Source organism: Pseudomonas syringae group sp. J248-6 (assembly GCF_032586995.1).
Lineage (GTDB): Bacteria > Pseudomonadota > Gammaproteobacteria > Pseudomonadales > Pseudomonadaceae > Aquipseudomonas > Aquipseudomonas amygdali.
In genome coordinates this window covers 67,811-82,575 of record NZ_JAWHOP010000023.1, presented here as the reverse complement: position 1 = coordinate 82,575, position 14,765 = coordinate 67,811, and the positions used below count along the sequence as shown (strand labels likewise).

Annotated in this window: 12 protein-coding genes and 1 pseudogene; 8 read left to right on the top strand and 5 right to left on the bottom strand. The window is 58.5% G+C overall.

Annotated elements, in window-relative coordinates; genetic code table 11:
- Positions 1–193: hypothetical protein (locus RYC17_RS22685; RefSeq protein ID WP_316904540.1), on the top strand; the 193-nt coding region annotated here is incomplete at its 5' end.
- Positions 130–333: pseudogene (locus tag RYC17_RS22680) on the top strand (hypothetical protein). The gene RYC17_RS22685 and the pseudogene RYC17_RS22680, both read left to right, overlap by 64 nt.
- A gap of 283 nt (positions 334–616) precedes the next feature.
- Here the strand turns inward: RYC17_RS22680 and RYC17_RS22675 are convergent.
- The 3 genes from RYC17_RS22675 to RYC17_RS22665 form a co-directional block, all read right to left on the bottom strand.
- Positions 617–1,516 (bottom strand): hydroxymethylglutaryl-CoA lyase, encoded by a 900-nt coding sequence (locus tag RYC17_RS22675; protein WP_122259846.1) that lies wholly within the window; start codon positions 1,514–1,516, stop codon positions 617–619.
- An 18-nt stretch (positions 1,517–1,534) separates the two neighbouring features.
- Positions 1,535–1,927, bottom strand: a complete 393-nt coding sequence (locus RYC17_RS22670) for a MerR family transcriptional regulator (RefSeq protein WP_005743596.1) — start codon at positions 1,925–1,927, stop codon at positions 1,535–1,537.
- 165 nt (positions 1,928–2,092) lie between these two features.
- Entirely contained in the window at positions 2,093–3,022 is a 930-nt protein-coding gene (locus tag RYC17_RS22665; RefSeq protein WP_058401486.1) for a LysR family transcriptional regulator, read from the bottom strand.
- Positions 3,023–3,205: 183 nt separating this feature from the next.
- On the opposite strand from RYC17_RS22665, the gene RYC17_RS22660 reads away from it, so the two are divergent.
- Positions 3,206–4,435, top strand: a complete 1,230-nt coding sequence (locus RYC17_RS22660; RefSeq protein WP_316904539.1) for an acyl-CoA dehydrogenase — start codon at positions 3,206–3,208, stop codon at positions 4,433–4,435.
- 26 nt (positions 4,436–4,461) lie between these two features.
- Here RYC17_RS22660 and RYC17_RS22655 read toward each other — a convergent pair whose 3' ends face one another.
- Both RYC17_RS22655 and xthA read right to left on the bottom strand, forming a co-directional pair.
- Positions 4,462–5,805, bottom strand: a complete 1,344-nt coding sequence (locus RYC17_RS22655; protein ID WP_316904538.1) for a substrate-binding domain-containing protein — start codon at positions 5,803–5,805, stop codon at positions 4,462–4,464.
- Between the two features lie 132 nt (positions 5,806–5,937).
- Positions 5,938–6,750, bottom strand: coding sequence for an exodeoxyribonuclease III (gene xthA, locus RYC17_RS22650; protein WP_316904537.1), 813 nt, complete (start codon positions 6,748–6,750; stop codon positions 5,938–5,940).
- Positions 6,751–6,941: 191 nt separating this feature from the next.
- Here xthA and RYC17_RS22645 point away from each other — a divergent pair, with 191 nt between their 5' ends.
- From RYC17_RS22645 to tpx, 5 genes are all read left to right on the top strand, one after another.
- Positions 6,942–7,613 (top strand): GNAT family N-acetyltransferase, encoded by a 672-nt coding sequence (locus RYC17_RS22645; protein WP_002553676.1) that lies wholly within the window; start codon positions 6,942–6,944, stop codon positions 7,611–7,613.
- A gap of 59 nt (positions 7,614–7,672) precedes the next feature.
- On the top strand, positions 7,673–9,397 hold the full coding sequence (locus RYC17_RS22640; RefSeq protein WP_122259848.1) for an autotransporter assembly complex protein TamA: 1,725 nt from the start codon (positions 7,673–7,675) through the stop codon (positions 9,395–9,397).
- 5 nt (positions 9,398–9,402) lie between these two features.
- A complete protein-coding gene (locus tag RYC17_RS22635; RefSeq protein WP_316904536.1) occupies positions 9,403–13,083 on the top strand; it encodes a translocation/assembly module TamB domain-containing protein in 3,681 nt (1,226 codons plus the stop codon).
- 105 nt (positions 13,084–13,188) lie between these two features.
- Positions 13,189–14,106 carry a LysR family transcriptional regulator gene (locus RYC17_RS22630; protein WP_244395312.1) on the top strand — a complete coding sequence of 306 codons (918 nt, stop codon included), beginning with the start codon at positions 13,189–13,191 and terminating at the stop codon, positions 14,104–14,106.
- A 90-nt stretch (positions 14,107–14,196) separates the two neighbouring features.
- On the top strand, positions 14,197–14,697 hold the full coding sequence (gene tpx / locus RYC17_RS22625) for a thiol peroxidase (protein ID WP_005743607.1): 501 nt from the start codon (positions 14,197–14,199) through the stop codon (positions 14,695–14,697).
- Positions 14,698–14,765: the final 68 nt, after the last annotated feature.

Sequence of the window (14,765 nt, the reverse complement as noted above, 5' to 3'; positions counted from 1 at the left end):
GAGGGTGGGGGAGGGTCGGGAGGCAAAAGCAAACGCTGGAAAGCACGAAGGGGAGCCTGGGCTCCCCTTCAAGGTATGTCTCTATGCTCTTTTTTGTTTTTCGGGTGGCCTGTTGTTGTTTTTGGCGACCTGGCCCTTCACTGCTTTTTTGAGCGGTCCGCATGCGGGACCAAGAGCAAACGTATTTTTTTGAGCGCTGATCAAGCTTTCATCATGTGATCCAACCAGTTCGGGAGCTGCCTCAGGGCAGTTTTGTTGTTCTCTGTCTGGCTGCAGAACGACTTGCAAGGCAAGCAGTTCAGAAAAGCTGTCCACTTCAAAAAAATCTGTTAGCTACGTCTCTGTCCGTGTTGTTCTTGTTATGTCAGAGCCGGTACGTGTTGTTTTTATTGGGTTGCTGCGTGTTTTTATTTTTGTTGTACAAGTGATATAGCAGGACCCGTGCCAGTTTTTTAAAAGCCCCGTAATACCGGGAGCTGAACGTCTTTTTCGGGCATCGGGCCATCTGATTCGGTTGTCGAGTGTTTCCGTGTTACCCGTTTGACTCGACTGGACGCGGGGCAGGGTAACACTGTGTGACAAGTTGTCGCACCCTGTTACCGACAGGTGACAGTCGTTAAGCAGACAACCGGGCCTTGGCCACGCGCGAGCCATTGCTGCGTTGCAGCACGTCGCAGATGCGCTGGCCTGCGGCAATGACCTGGTCCAGATCAACCCCGGTTTCAATGCCCATGCCCTGCAACATGTACAGCACGTCCTCGGTGGCAACATTGCCGCTGGCACCCTTGGCGTACGGGCAGCCGCCCAGGCCTGCCACGGAACTGTCGAAGACCTGGATACCTTCCTCCAGGCTGGCGTAGATATTCACCAGCGCCTGACCGTAAGTGTCGTGGAAGTGCCCGGCAAGCTTGCCTCGCGGGATCTGCGCTGAGACGGCGTTGAACAGCGCTCGCGTGGCCCCCGGCGTGCCGGTGCCGATGGTGTCGCCCAACGAAACTTCATAGCAACCCATCGTGTAGAGTTCATTGGCGACGGCTGCGACCTGCTGAGGCGAGACACTGCCCTCATAAGGACAGCCCAATACGCACGACACATAACCCCGAACCTGCACACCATGCATCTGCGCCGCCGCCATGATGGGCGCAAAGCGCTCCAGGCTTTCGCTGATCGAGCAATTGAGGTTACGCCGGGAAAACCCTTCGGTTGCCGCTGCAAACACCGCAACCTCCCTGACACCCGCCGCCAACGCATCTTCGAACCCGCGCAGGTTGGGTGCCAGGGCAGAGTAGATAACGCCTTCACGCCGCTGGATATTTTCGAACACCTGGGCGGAGCCAGCCATCTGCGGCACCCATTTGGCCGAGACAAAACTACCGACTTCAATGTGGCTCAGTCCGGCTGCCGTCAGGTCATCCACCAGGCGCACCTTGTCGCCGATACTGATCGGTTGTGCTTCATTCTGCAGGCCGTCACGCGGGCCTACTTCAACGATATTTACCTTTTGTGGAAGAGACATGGCAGCGCCTTGTGGTAGTCAGTGTGAAGTGGCAGCAGTTTTATCGAGCGCAGCCCGGCAACGCTCTTCGGCGGTGTCCAGCTCCAGTTGCATTTGCCGGATGTCCAGCAATTGTTGTTCGAGCTGTTCACGGCGCTCGGCGATCTTGCCGAGCATGGTCTGCAACTGCTTCTGGTTGTCACCGGCAGGGTCGTAGAGCGAGATCAGTTCCTTGCATTCAGCCAGCGAAAAACCGATGCGTTTGCCGCGCAGGATCAGTTTCAGAGTGACTTTGTCACGGGCCGTGTAGATGCGCTCCAGTCCTTTGCGTTCAGGGCTGAGCATGCCTTGCTCTTCGTAAAAGCGGATGGCGCGGGTGGTGATATCCAGCTCACGGGCGAGCTCGGAAATGCTGTAGGTCTGACTGCTCATGGTGTCGCTCGGCGAGGTATGCAGTACTCAACCTACGGCTTGCTTTACGTAAGCGTCAAGCAGAAGTCGTGTTGTCAGGGCGCGCCAAGACGCGCCCGCCAGGTTAGAAATGACTTTAATAATTTTATATATTTAATTTAAAAACAATTACTTACTGTATTTATCTCATGCTTTATCGAGGCTCTGTTCCTGCGCCACGACTCGCTGTGAAAGCTCGATGATCTGCTCGCGCATCCAGCGGTTGGCTGGGTCCTGATCAGTGCTTTCATGCCAGTACAGATGGGTTTCGACCGAAGGCACATCGTTGACCGGCAGGTAGACATAGTGCAGATCGTTACGGCGGGCGAAGCGTTCCGGTATGGTCATGACCATATCGGTCTGCTGCAGGACCTGTGTCGCCATCAGGTAATGCTGCGAGCGCAACGCAATCCTGCGCTGAATGCCCATCTTGCCCAGCGCCAGGTCCACATGCCCCAGTCCGCTACGCCGACTGGAAATATGGATGTGTGCCTGGCTCATGTAATCATCCAGCGTCAGCGTGGCCTTGTTCGCCAGCGGATGCGCCTTGCGCATGCCGCACACATAGCGGTCTTCCAGCAGCTTGACGTGGCGAACCTGCGGGTCGGTATTGAGCGGTGCATCCACGGCGAAGTCGAGGCGCCCGGCAGCCAGCTCCTTGGTGGTTTCCCGCCGCTTGGACAGAAAGCTCTCGATGGTCACGGCAGGCGCTAGGCGCCGCAGGCGCTGGAACAGCGTCGGCAGGATCACGGCCTCGGTCAGGTCGGTCATGCTGATGCGGTAGTTCTTGTTGGCCTGCAACGGGTTGAATATACGGCTTTCCTGCACCGAAACCCTGAGCAATGAGAGTGCATTGCGCACCGGGCCGATGATGTTCTGTGCCATCGGTGTCGGCACCATGCCTTGAGCCGTTCGCACAAACAGCGGGTCGTTGAAGGTCTCTCGCAGCCGCGCCAGGGCGTTGGACACCGCAGGCTGGGTAATGCCGACGATCTGCCCGGCCCGGGTCAGATTGGCTTCGGTGTAGATGGCGTCGAAGACAATGAAAAGATTGAGATCGACCTTGCTCAGGTTCATTGATGGGCGCCTCGTGCTGTTATTTTGATTCGCTGTTCGGCAGGCTGGGGACGCCGCAGCGGTGATGGATCATATATCGGTTATGAATGTTTATACACGCCGAGAATAGATTAGATAAATGTACGGCGTTTCTCTAGCATCAGGATCATGCATTCGACACCCTGATCGAGAAGGTAGTGGCCCATGGATTTCGCGTATTCCCCGAAGGTGCAGGCATTGCGTGAGCGCGTCACTGCGTTCATGGATGCATACGTTTATCCGGCCGAGCCGGTTTTCGAACAGCAAGTGGCCGAAGGCGACCGCTGGCAGCCCACCGCGATCATGGAAGAACTGAAAGCCCGTGCAAGAGCCGAGGGGTTGTGGAATCTGTTTTTGCCGGAGTCTGCGCTCGGTGCCGGCCTGAGCAATCTGGAATACGCGCCGCTGGCGGAAATCATGGGGCGCTCGATGCTGGGCCCCGAGCCGTTCAATTGCTCTGCGCCTGACACCGGCAATATGGAGGTGCTGGTTCGCTATGCCAGCGAGGAACAGAAAGCTCGCTGGCTGGAACCGTTGCTGCGCGGCGAAATTCGTTCTGCTTTTGCCATGACCGAGCCCGACGTGGCGTCATCGGACGCCACCAATATGGCCGCGTGCGCCGAGCGCGATGGTGATGAATGGGTAATTAACGGTCGAAAATGGTGGACTTCCGGTGCCTGCGACCCGCGCTGCAAAATCCTGATTTTCATGGGCCTGAGCAATCCTGACGGGCCGCGCCATCAGCAACACTCGATGATTCTGGTCCCGGTCGACACGCCGGGCGTGAAGATTGTCAGGCCGCTGCCTGTGTTCGGCTATGACGACGCGCCCCACGGGCATGCCGAAGTGGTCTTCGATAACGTCAGGGTGCCGTTTGAAAACGTCTTGCTGGGTGAGGGGCGCGGCTTTGAAATCGCCCAAGGCCGATTGGGGCCAGGCCGCATTCACCACTGCATGCGCTCCATCGGCATGGCCGAACGGGCACTTGAGTTGATGTGCAGGCGCTCCGTCGACCGGGTTGCCTTCGGCAAGCCGCTGGCCAGGCTGGGTGGCAACATCGACAGGATTGCCGATTCGCGTATGGAGATCGATATGGCCCGCCTGCTGACTCTGAAGGCGGCCTACATGATGGACACGGCAGGCAACAAGGTCGCCAGAAGTGAAATCGCGCAGATCAAGGTGGTAGCGCCGAACGTGGCGCTGAAGGTCATCGATCGGGCGATCCAGATGCACGGCGGGGCGGGTGTTTCCAATGATTTCCCCCTGGCCTATATGTACGCCATGCAGCGCACACTACGTCTGGCGGACGGTCCGGATGAGGTGCATCGCGCCGCTGTCGGCAAATATGAACTGGGCAAATATCTGCCGGCGGACAGGGAACGCAGCCAGTCCTGATCTGGTAGCCGATAACTGCGCCCAGGCTACTGCACCCAGACTTCGACCCGACGGTTCTTGATCCGGCCGTCATCGATGTCATTGGTAGCTACCGGCATCTCATCCCCCAGGCCAACGATGTCGCGAAATGTCACGCCGCTTTTCAGCAGCTCGCGGCGCACCGCCATGGCGCGCAGCCTTGAGAGCAGGGCTGCGCGAGCCGGATCGCTTTTGGCATCACCAAAGCCGACCAGCGTGACATGTTGATTGAGCTGGTTGCTGGTTTTCAGGTACTCCGCCACCCGCTTGAGGTCCTGCTGCGCCTTGTTATCCAGCTTCGCACTGCCCTGGGCAAAGCGAAAGTTGACCGACAGCCGTTCGGCCTTGCGCGCCAGTACCTGATACTCCACAGGCATCTGCGCGGTAGGCTGCACCTTGAGTGCCTGCACGGTCTGCGCGACAAAGCCGCTCTGCGCCACGATGGCCTGACCCTCGGCGCTTTGCGCGAAACGGACCAGCGCCTGCGCCCAGCGTTGATGAGCTGAGGTGGGCACATAAAAGTAGAGCCGTCGCGACAGAGGATAGTCTTCGGTGGCAATCAGACTGACAGTCGGGAGCATGGGTCTGGAATCACCATCGGCAATGGCCACCGCTTTGGCACGCCTGATGGACGGTAGCCCGATAAAACCTATGCCATTGATGTCCTTGCTGACCTCGTCGGAAAGCTGCTCGCTGGATTCAAAGCGTGCGGCTGTGCCGGACAGGTTCTTGCCGTACTTTGCAAGTATCAGGTCCTTGAATGTTTCGTAGGTGCCGGACTTCTCATCGCGAACATAAAGATGAATGGCGCCCGGATTTCCGCCCACTTCTGCCCAGTCCCTGACTTCCCCGCTGAAAATACGCGCAAGCTGCAGCGTATCCAGCTGTCTTACCGGGTTACCTGGATGCAGAATCACGGCAACGCCATCGATGGCAATGGTTTGCTCGCTAGCTGCGCTTTTCAGGTCGCCCAGGCTGCTCAGGTCCTTGGCTTCCTGATCCTTGATAGGTCGGGAAGAGGCGGCGATATCGGCGTTACCTGCTTTGAGCGCAGTAAAACCGGTGCCTGAACCATGTGCGGCGATTTCGATGCTGACCGTCTGCCCTGTGGCGTTAGTGCCGACGACGCGCTGTTCATTCATGGCATTGCCAGCAACAGTCTGCACCGATTGCAGGCCTTGCTTGCGCATCAATCCCTCAACCAGCGCGGGGCCCAATTGAGCATTGATGGTGTTTGAGCCTTGAATGCGCAAGGCAGGTATTTCGCCCACGGGCAGCGGCAGTGCTGCCAGCGCAAGGGCGGGCAGGGTGGCGCTCGACAGAGTCAGCGCCGTTAGCAAAGCGCGCAGCATCGGCGTCACCATGAGTCACGGGAGGGTGCCGGGAGAATAAGACAGAAAGATTTCCGGAATATGACGATTGCTCGACCACTGCGCGCACGACCTGTTTCTGCATAAAGCCGGGTCGCGCGCGAGGGCGCTTTGTCAGTTCAGTTCCAGCCAGATCGGCGCATGGTCCGACGGCTTTTCCATACCGCGCAAATCGTAGTCCACCTCGGCGGCCTTGATGCGTGGCTGCAGGCCGGTAGAGGTCATGATCAGGTCGATACGCAGACCGCGCTTGGGTTCGTCTTCAAAGCCACGGCTGCGATAGTCAAACCAGCTGAATCGGTCGATGACCTCCGGGTACAGATAGCGGAAGCTGTCCACCAGGCCCCAGTTTTTCAAGCGTTCCATCCACTCGCGCTCTTCGGGGAGAAAGCTGCACTTGCCGGTTTTCAGCCAGCGCTTGGCGTTGTCTGCGCCGATGCCGATGTCGCAGTCCTGCGGAGAAATGTTCACATCACCCATCACGATCAGCGGCTGTTCATTGCTGAAACGGCTCTCCAGCAGGGTCTGCAGGTTCTCGTAAAAACGCTGTTTGGCTGGAAACTTGGTCGGGTGATCACGGCTCTCGCCCTGCGGAAAGTAGCCATTCATGATGGTGACCGGCTGCCCATTGCTGTCGGCATAAGTGCCCCAGATGAAGCGCTTTTGCGAATCCTCGTCGTCGCTTTCAAAGCCCTTGTGCAGAGCCAGCGGAGGGTTGCGCGATAGCAGGGCAACGCCGTAATGGCCTTTCTGGCCGTGGAAATGCACGTGATAGCCCAGCGCTTCGACTTCCGCGTGGGGGAATTGCTCGTCCGAAACCTTGGTTTCCTGAAGGCCGATTACGTCAGGTTGGTGTTTGTCGATCAGCGCCGCCAACTGATGAGGTCGAGCGCGCAGACCATTGATGTTGAACGAGACGATTTTCATAAAACAGCGGTCCTGAGCAAAAACAAACAGCGATGCTAGCTGACCTGTGGTTGCAGGACCAGCACCGTGTCAGACACCTTGCAAGCAGAGGCCCGGACAAATCGTTGGAACTGTTATCAAGTGCCATCACTCGAAAGCCTGCTTGCCAAAACTGCTGCGCCAGACGCAGTTCCGTTAACACGAGGCTTTTTATGTCCCTACCTGCTGCCATCACGGGTGAAGTTCGTCAACTCGACAGTGGTTATTCCCGTGAAACCCGCTCCTTGCTGTTCAGGGCCTATCGGCACGATCCGACGTTTGCCTATCTGTTCAATGCCGAGCGTGAGGGATATGAGCAACGCGTGTTGGCGACCATTCGCCAACTGGTCAAACAACACTTCCTGCAAGACCAGCCTGCACTCGGTCTGTTTCTGCAGGATCGGCTGGTCGGCGTAGCGCTTATCGCGCCACCGCAACGTCGTCTGGGTGTCACTGAAAGCTGGGCGTGGCGTCTGCGCATGGTGATGGACACCGGCCTGGGGTGCACCCAGCGTTATCTGGCTTATTACAACGCGGTGCTGGCCTGTGTGCCGTCCGAAACCGTGCATGTGCTGCCGTTGATAGGCCTGGACCCGGAATTTCAGGGTCAGAAGCTGGGGCAGGATTTGAGCGAACAACTGCTTGGGGCGTTGCACGATTGGTGCGCGGTGGATGAGCACTCTCAGGGCATCGTGGTAGACACGGGAAACCCTCGTTATCTCGAGTTCTATAAGCGACAAGGCTATGAGGAAATCGGCGAGATTGCGGTAGGACCTGTCCGAGAGCATGTGTTTTTTCACCCCAACCCTCAGGTTTCACTGCCGGTCCCTGACGTAACGGTCTGAATCTCCGACAATTCGTGGGCTTCCAGTGCGGCCCGTCGATCGTGTTAGCATCTACGCCCATGAAGCTTTTCAGACTATTCAGCAGCCTGTTTCTGATGACCATGAGTGCAGCGGCGCTTGCCCAGGCCCGCCTTGACGTCAGGATCAAGCCCGCCAACCCGGAACTCAAGGCCAACGTCGAAGGGTATGTGGGGGATTTGGGCGAGCGTGACGTTAAGGCATTGCGCAACTTCAGCCTGGGTGCCGAACAGCAGGCAGAGAAAGCGGCTCAGGCGCTTGGTTATTATCAGGCGCAGATCGACAGCGAGATCAAGGACGAAGACCAGCCACGTCTGGTGATCAATATCCAGCCGGGCGAGCCTATTCACCTGCGCAATGTGGTAATTCGCGTCGAAGGTCCGGCAGCATCGCTGAAAGCCTTTCGGGTCCCCAAAAGCGACGCGCTGAAAACCGGCGCGGTGCTCAATCATGGCAATTATGAAGATGCCAAACGCCTGATCCAGAATCAGGCGTCGCGTTACGGTTTTTTCAGCGGCCACTTTACCAGCCAGCGCCTGGCTGTCGACCCGCGAGCCGGGGTTGCCGACATCGAGCTGGTCTATGAAAGTGGTCCGCGCTATTCGCTGGGCAAGGTCAAGTTCAGTGGCAATGCGCCCTTCGATGACGATTTGCTCAAGCGCATGGTGCCTTTCAAGGAAAATACCCCTTACGACTCACAACTGATCGCCGAATTGACCCAGGCCATGCAGGGCAGTGGCTATTTTGAAGGCGTGCGGGTCGATGCCGCGCCTACGGCAGCTGAACATCAGGTCATTCCGGTGACCGTTCAGCTTGAAACCCGCAAGCCCCGCACCATGGGCCTTGGCCTGGGCTACTCGACCGATGTCGGCCCGCGTGGCAAAGCCAACTGGACCCGGCACTGGGCCAATCCACAGGGCCACAGCTACGGGTTCGAATCGGAAATATCCGCGCCTCGGCAGAATGTCGGCCTGTGGTACGACGTGCCGCTCGATCCGCCGTTGACCGATAAACTGCGTTATGCCGGTGGCTATCAATACGAAGAGATTGCTGGAACCGACAGCCTCAGCAAGCTGCTGACTGCCGGGCCTGAATGGCATAGCAAACTGCCCAGCGGCTGGGAGCGGGTCATCTCGCTGAAATGGCAGCGTGAAGAATACCGGCTGGGCGACGATTCGGGCCTGAGCACGCTGTTGATGCCCGGTATCAGTTATTCGTACCTGCGCAGCGATAACAGCATCGACCCCCACCAGGGCTACCGTTTGCAATTCGACACCCAGGTGGCCAAGGAGGGCATGTTGTCGGATGCCAATCTGGTGCATGCCAATGTGCTGCTCAAAGGGCTGACGACAGTCGCGCAGAATCATCGCTTTCTCGGCCGCGTGCAGCTGGGTGGCAACCTTACTGACGGTTACACCTCGATACCGCCGTCGCTGCGTTTTTTTGCCGGTGGCGATCAAAGCGTACGGGGTTATGACTACCAGAAACTGTCACCGACCAACTCTGACGGCGACCGCATTGGTGGGCGTTACATGTTTGCCGGGAGCGTCGAGTATCAGTACTCGATTGCGGATAAATGGCGGCTCGCGACCTTCATCGATCAGGGAAACTCATTCAACAGTCTGGACAAGCCAGACCTGAAAACCGGCGTCGGTTTCGGGGTGCGCTGGGTATCTCCGGTGGGTCCGTTGCGTCTCGACCTGGCGCACGCGCTGGATGACGAGGGTGGCATCCGCCTGCACTTCTCGATGGGGCCGGAACTTTGAACAGGATGAACATCAAGCGTGGTGCAACGATTGCCGGACTGAGCGTGATCGCGTTATTGCTGCTGGTGATCGTCAGCGTCGGTGTACTGCTTGGGACCCAGGCAGGCAGCCAATGGGCGCTGGCCCGCGTGCCCGGCGTGCAACTGGAAAACTTTCAGGGCCGCCTGGGCGGGCAGTGGAGTGCCGAGCGCCTGGTGTGGCAGCAAGGCGCAGACCGTGTCGAGGTGCACTCTGTCGACTTCGCCTGGACGCCCGCCTGCCTGCTGAAGATGACCTTATGCATTGATCGCCTGCACGCGGGGCAGGTACTGCTGCGTTTTCCTCCGAGCGGTGCGCCGAGCAACGAAGAACCTTTAAGCCTGCCAGCCGTCAAGTTGCCGCTTGCCCTGCAACTGGGTGATATACAGCTGGGCAGCCTGCAACTGGATGGCGTCGAACAGTTGCGCGACCTCAAGCTGGCGGCGCACTGGACCGCCGAAGGCTTGCAAATCGACAGCGCGCACCTGCAACGTGATGCGCTGGTGCTGGACCTCAATGGTCTGCTGAAGCCCGAGGGCGACTGGCCATTGAGCGTAAAAGGCCAACTGCAACTGCCGCCACAGGACGGTAAGCCCTGGACGCTGGCGCTGGATATTCAAGGTGACGTGCTCAAGACCCTGCAACTCAAGGCTGACAGCAGCGGCTATCTACCAGGGCAACTGACCGGTGAGCTGCAACCTTTGGCTGAGCATGTGCCAGCACGATTGAAACTGACTGCAGAACATTTCAAACCCAGCGCAGCATTGCCCGATACCCTGCAACTCGACCAGCTGCTGTTGACGGCCGAAGGCGATCTCGACTCGGGTTACCAGATCAACGGCACTGCCAGCCTGCCCGCAGAAAAAGGCCCTGTGGCGTTGTCGTTGCAGGGGCGTGCGGATGCCAACGGGGCAACCATTGCAGCGCTTGATCTGGCCGCCAACGATCAACAGCGTCTGGCCATCAACGGCACGTTGAACTGGCAGAATGGTTTCTCGGCTGATGCGAGCATCGACTGGCTGGATTTCCCCTGGCAGCGTCTGTATCCGCTGGAGTCCGAACCGCAAGTATCGTTGCACGCCTTCAAAGGTGAGATTTCCTACACCGACGGCAATTATCTTGGCAATTTCAACGCCAGCCTCAAAGGACCTGCTGGCGCGTTCACGCTGATCAGTCCCTTCAGTGGCAATTTGCAGGAAGTCCATCTGCCGCAACTGGAGCTGGTCGCAGGGCAGGGCAAGGCCAGCGGTTTCCTGAACCTGCAATTTGCCAATGGCGTTGGCTGGGACACTGCACTGGACCTGAGCGCGCTGGACCCTTCATTCTGGGTTGCCGAACTGCCCGGCACGCTGGCAGGGCCATTGCGCAGCAAAGGTCAATTGGTCAACGAGCAGCTCGAACTTACCGCCGACCTGGACCTCAAGGGACGTCTGCGTGGCCAGCCCGCGCTGCTGCAAGCCAAGGCTGACGGTCGTGATCAGCAGTGGAATGTCAGCAACCTGAACATTCGATTGGGTGACAACCGGGTTCAGGGTAATGGCAGTTTGCAGGAACGTCTCAAAGGGCAGCTGGACCTTGACCTGCCGCGTCTGGCTCAATTGTGGCCGCGCTTGCAGGGGCAGGCCAAAGGCAGGCTCGACCTGACGGGAACACTTCAGGCACCGCAAGGGCAACTGGCGTTGCAGGGCAGTCAGCTCGCTTTGCAGGACAATCGCCTGCAAAACCTGACACTCAATGCCCGTCTGGATCAGTCGCAGCGCGCGACCATCAACCTCAAGGGCGTTGGCATTCAGGCCGGCGACACCGGGCTGGGGACGTTGCTGGTGGACGGTCAGGGTACGCTCAAGGCGCAACAATTGAAGCTGGACCTGCAAGGGCCGTTGCTCAAGCTTGCTATCGCACTGGACGGCGGCCTGGACAAGGGCGACTGGCGCGGTCGGCTGGCCAGCGGCACGGTACAGAGCGGCGGACAGAACTGGCGTTTGCAGCAACCGGCGAAGATCGAGCGTCTGGCCAACGGTCGGCTGAACTTCGGTGCGCATTGCTGGCTGTCCGGTGCCTCCAGCCTGTGCGGTGGCGATCAACGAATGATGCCGGAGCCACGTTTGCGCTATCAGCTGAAGAATTTCCCGCTCGACAGCCTGGCGCAATGGATGCCAAAGGATTTTGCCTGGAAGGGCGCGCTGAATGCCGACGTTCAGCTTGATCTTCCGGCAGCAGGCCCCACCGGCAAGGTTACGATTGATGCCGGAGGCGGCACATTGCGGGTGCGCAGCAATGACCAGTGGCTGGACTTCCCGTATCAGACACTCAAACTCGACACCACACTGGCACCCAGACGTATCGATACGCGGCTGGATTTCGAAGGCGGCAAGCTGGGCCGGTTGCTGGTCAATGCGCAGATCGATCCGCTGGCCAAAGACAAGCCTCTGTCAGGCGATTTCGGTCTCTCCGGGCTGGACATCTCGGTAGCACGACCCTTTGCGCCAATGGTGCAGAAACTCAATGGCCGCCTGAACGGCAATGGTCGATTGTCAGGCAGCTTGCTGGCACCTCTGGTCAACGGCAGCGTGACACTTGAAGGCGGTGAAGTGGCGGGTGCCGAGTTGCCGATGGAACTGCATGACCTCAAGGTGCAGGCGTTGATTGCCGGGGAGAGCGTACAGCTCACCGGTGGCTGGAAAAGTGGCAGCACCGGGCAGGGGAGCATAGGCGGTCAGGTGGCCTGGGGGCAGAATCTGAACGTTGATGTGAGCCTCAAGGGCGCGCGTCTGCCGATCAATGTCGAGCCCTACGTGGAAGTTGAGGTAGCGCCTGACCTGAAAATTTCCATGCAGGGTGAGCGGCTGGCCATTTCCGGCAAGGTGCTGGTGCCCAAGGGGACGATCACCGTGCGTGAGCTGCCGCCGTCCACGGTCAAGCTGTCGGGCGATACGGTGATCGTCGGGCAGCAGACCGAGGAGGGCGCGCCACCGCTGGCAGTGGCCATGGATATCGATGTGGAGGTTGGTCAGGAAAAGCTCGCCTTCAGCGGTTTTGGGCTTACTGCCAATCTGGTCGGAAGGGTGCACATTGGCGACAACCTGGACACCCGTGGTGAGCTGAACCTGAACGACGGCCGTTACCGTGCCTACGGGCAGCGGCTGACCATCCGCAAGGCGCGCCTGCTGTTTGCAGGCCCTGTGGACCAGCCCTATCTGGATATCGAGGCCATTCGCCAGACAGATGATGTGATAGCAGGCATTCGTCTGACCGGCAGTGCCGAGCAACCCACCACTGAAGTGTTTTCCGAACCCGCGATGAGCCAGGAGCAGGCGCTCTCCTATCTGGTCATGGGCAGACCGCTGAGTACCTCGGGCGAAGACAACAACATGGTCGCTCAGGCTGCACTGGCGCTAGGCGTTGCCGGGAGCTCGTCGACCACCGGCAAGCTCGCGGACAATCTGGGTATCAAGGACTTCGAACTGGACACCTCGGGAACCGGTGACAAGACCAATGTGGTTGCCAGCGGCAAGATCACCGAGAAGCTCAGCCTGCGTTATGGCGTCGGCGTGTTTGAACCGGCCAATACCATTGCGTTGCGCTATCTGCTCAGCAAGCGCGTGTACCTTGAGGCTGCAAGCGGTGTTGCCAGTTCGCTGGATATTTTCTATAAAAGAGACTTCTGAATACTGGCCAGCGGCTGTAATGGCACTGGCCTGCGTTCAACCGGTTTACCCTGTTAAAACAGTGTGACCCATCACACGCTCTCTCTATTCAGGCTGCCGGTAATCATGGATCGATTCAACGCCATGCGCGTATTCACCCGTATCGTCGAGCTGGGCGGTTTCGCCAGGGCGGCCGAGAGCCTGCACATGCCCCGTGCATCCGTGACGATTCTGATCAAACAACTGGAAGCTCACCTGGGTGTGCAGCTCTTGCAACGCACTACGCGTCAGGTCAGCACCACGCCTGACGGCAAGGCCTATTACCAGCGCTGCGTAAGCCTGCTGGCCGATCTGGACGACGCCGAAGCGTCCTTCTCAGCGGCGGGTGCCGAGCCCAAGGGGCTGCTGCGTGTCGACCTGCCGGTGAGCCTGGGGCGCATGGTCGTGATACCCGCGTTGCCTGAATTTGCCCGGCGCTACCCGCAGATCCGACTGGAAATCGGCATGAGCGACAGACCGGTCGACCTGATCCGCGAGGGCGTGGACTGTGTCTTGCGCGCCGGAGCAGCACTGGACGAAACGCTGGTCGCAAGGCCGCTGGGCAGCCTGACCCAGATCACTTGCGCCAGTCGCGAGTACCTGCAGCGATACGGTACGCCGCTGAACCTGCCGGACCTCGCGCAACATCAGGTAATCGAATATTTCTCGACCAGCACCGGCAAACGCTATGGTCTGGAGTTCATGGCCGATGGCGTGGAGGTCGATCAAGCGTTGGCCTGTTCTATTTCGGTCAACAGTGCCGACGGTTATGTAGCGGCTTGCGAGGCTGGTTTCGGCCTGATACAGGTACCGCGTTACCATGTCGCCGCACAGTTGCGCAGCGGCATATTGGTCGAGGTGCTGCGGTTGCATCGTCCGCCGCCGCTGGCGTTGACGGTGCTTTACCCACCTCATCGTCAGTTGTCACGACGGATCAGGGTATTCGTCGATTGGCTGGTGGAATTATGTGCCCACCCAGATATCAGGGACAGACTGGTTTCCTGAGAAAATTCGGAATTATCCTATATAGGACACGGCACACTTTCGTGTTTAACTTCCGGTTCTTTTATTCATCTCAAAAAAGGAATGTGTTTCATGGCTCAAGTAACCCTCAAAGGCGGCCCTGTTCAAGTCAATGGCAAGCTGCCTGAAGTCGGCAGCAAGGCACCTGCCTTCACGCTGGTGGGTGAAGGTCTTGCCGACAAGACCCTGGCTGACTTCGCTGGCAAGCGCAAGGTGCTGAACATTTTTCCGAGCGTCGATACACCGACCTGTGCAACGTCGGTACGCAAATTCAACGCCCAGGCAAACGAGCTGAGCAATGCCGTTGTTCTGTGTATCTCTGCTGACCTGCCGTTTGCCCAGTCCCGCTTCTGCGGCTCCGAAGGTCTGGAAAACGTCAAGAACCTGTCTTCTTTCCGCGCTGCCGATTTCAGCGAGCATTACGGCGTTGCAATTGCAGACGGTCCACTGAAAGGTCTGACCGCTCGTGCGGTGGTTGTTCTGGACGAAAACGACAAAGTGCTGCACAGCGAACTGGTAACAGAGATCGCTAACGAACCCGACTACGACGCTGCATTGGCTGTGCTTAAGTAACTTTCCGCAACACTTCGACGGCCTGAATCCGCTCAGGCCGTTTTTTTGTTTGTGCTTCATACGTTTAT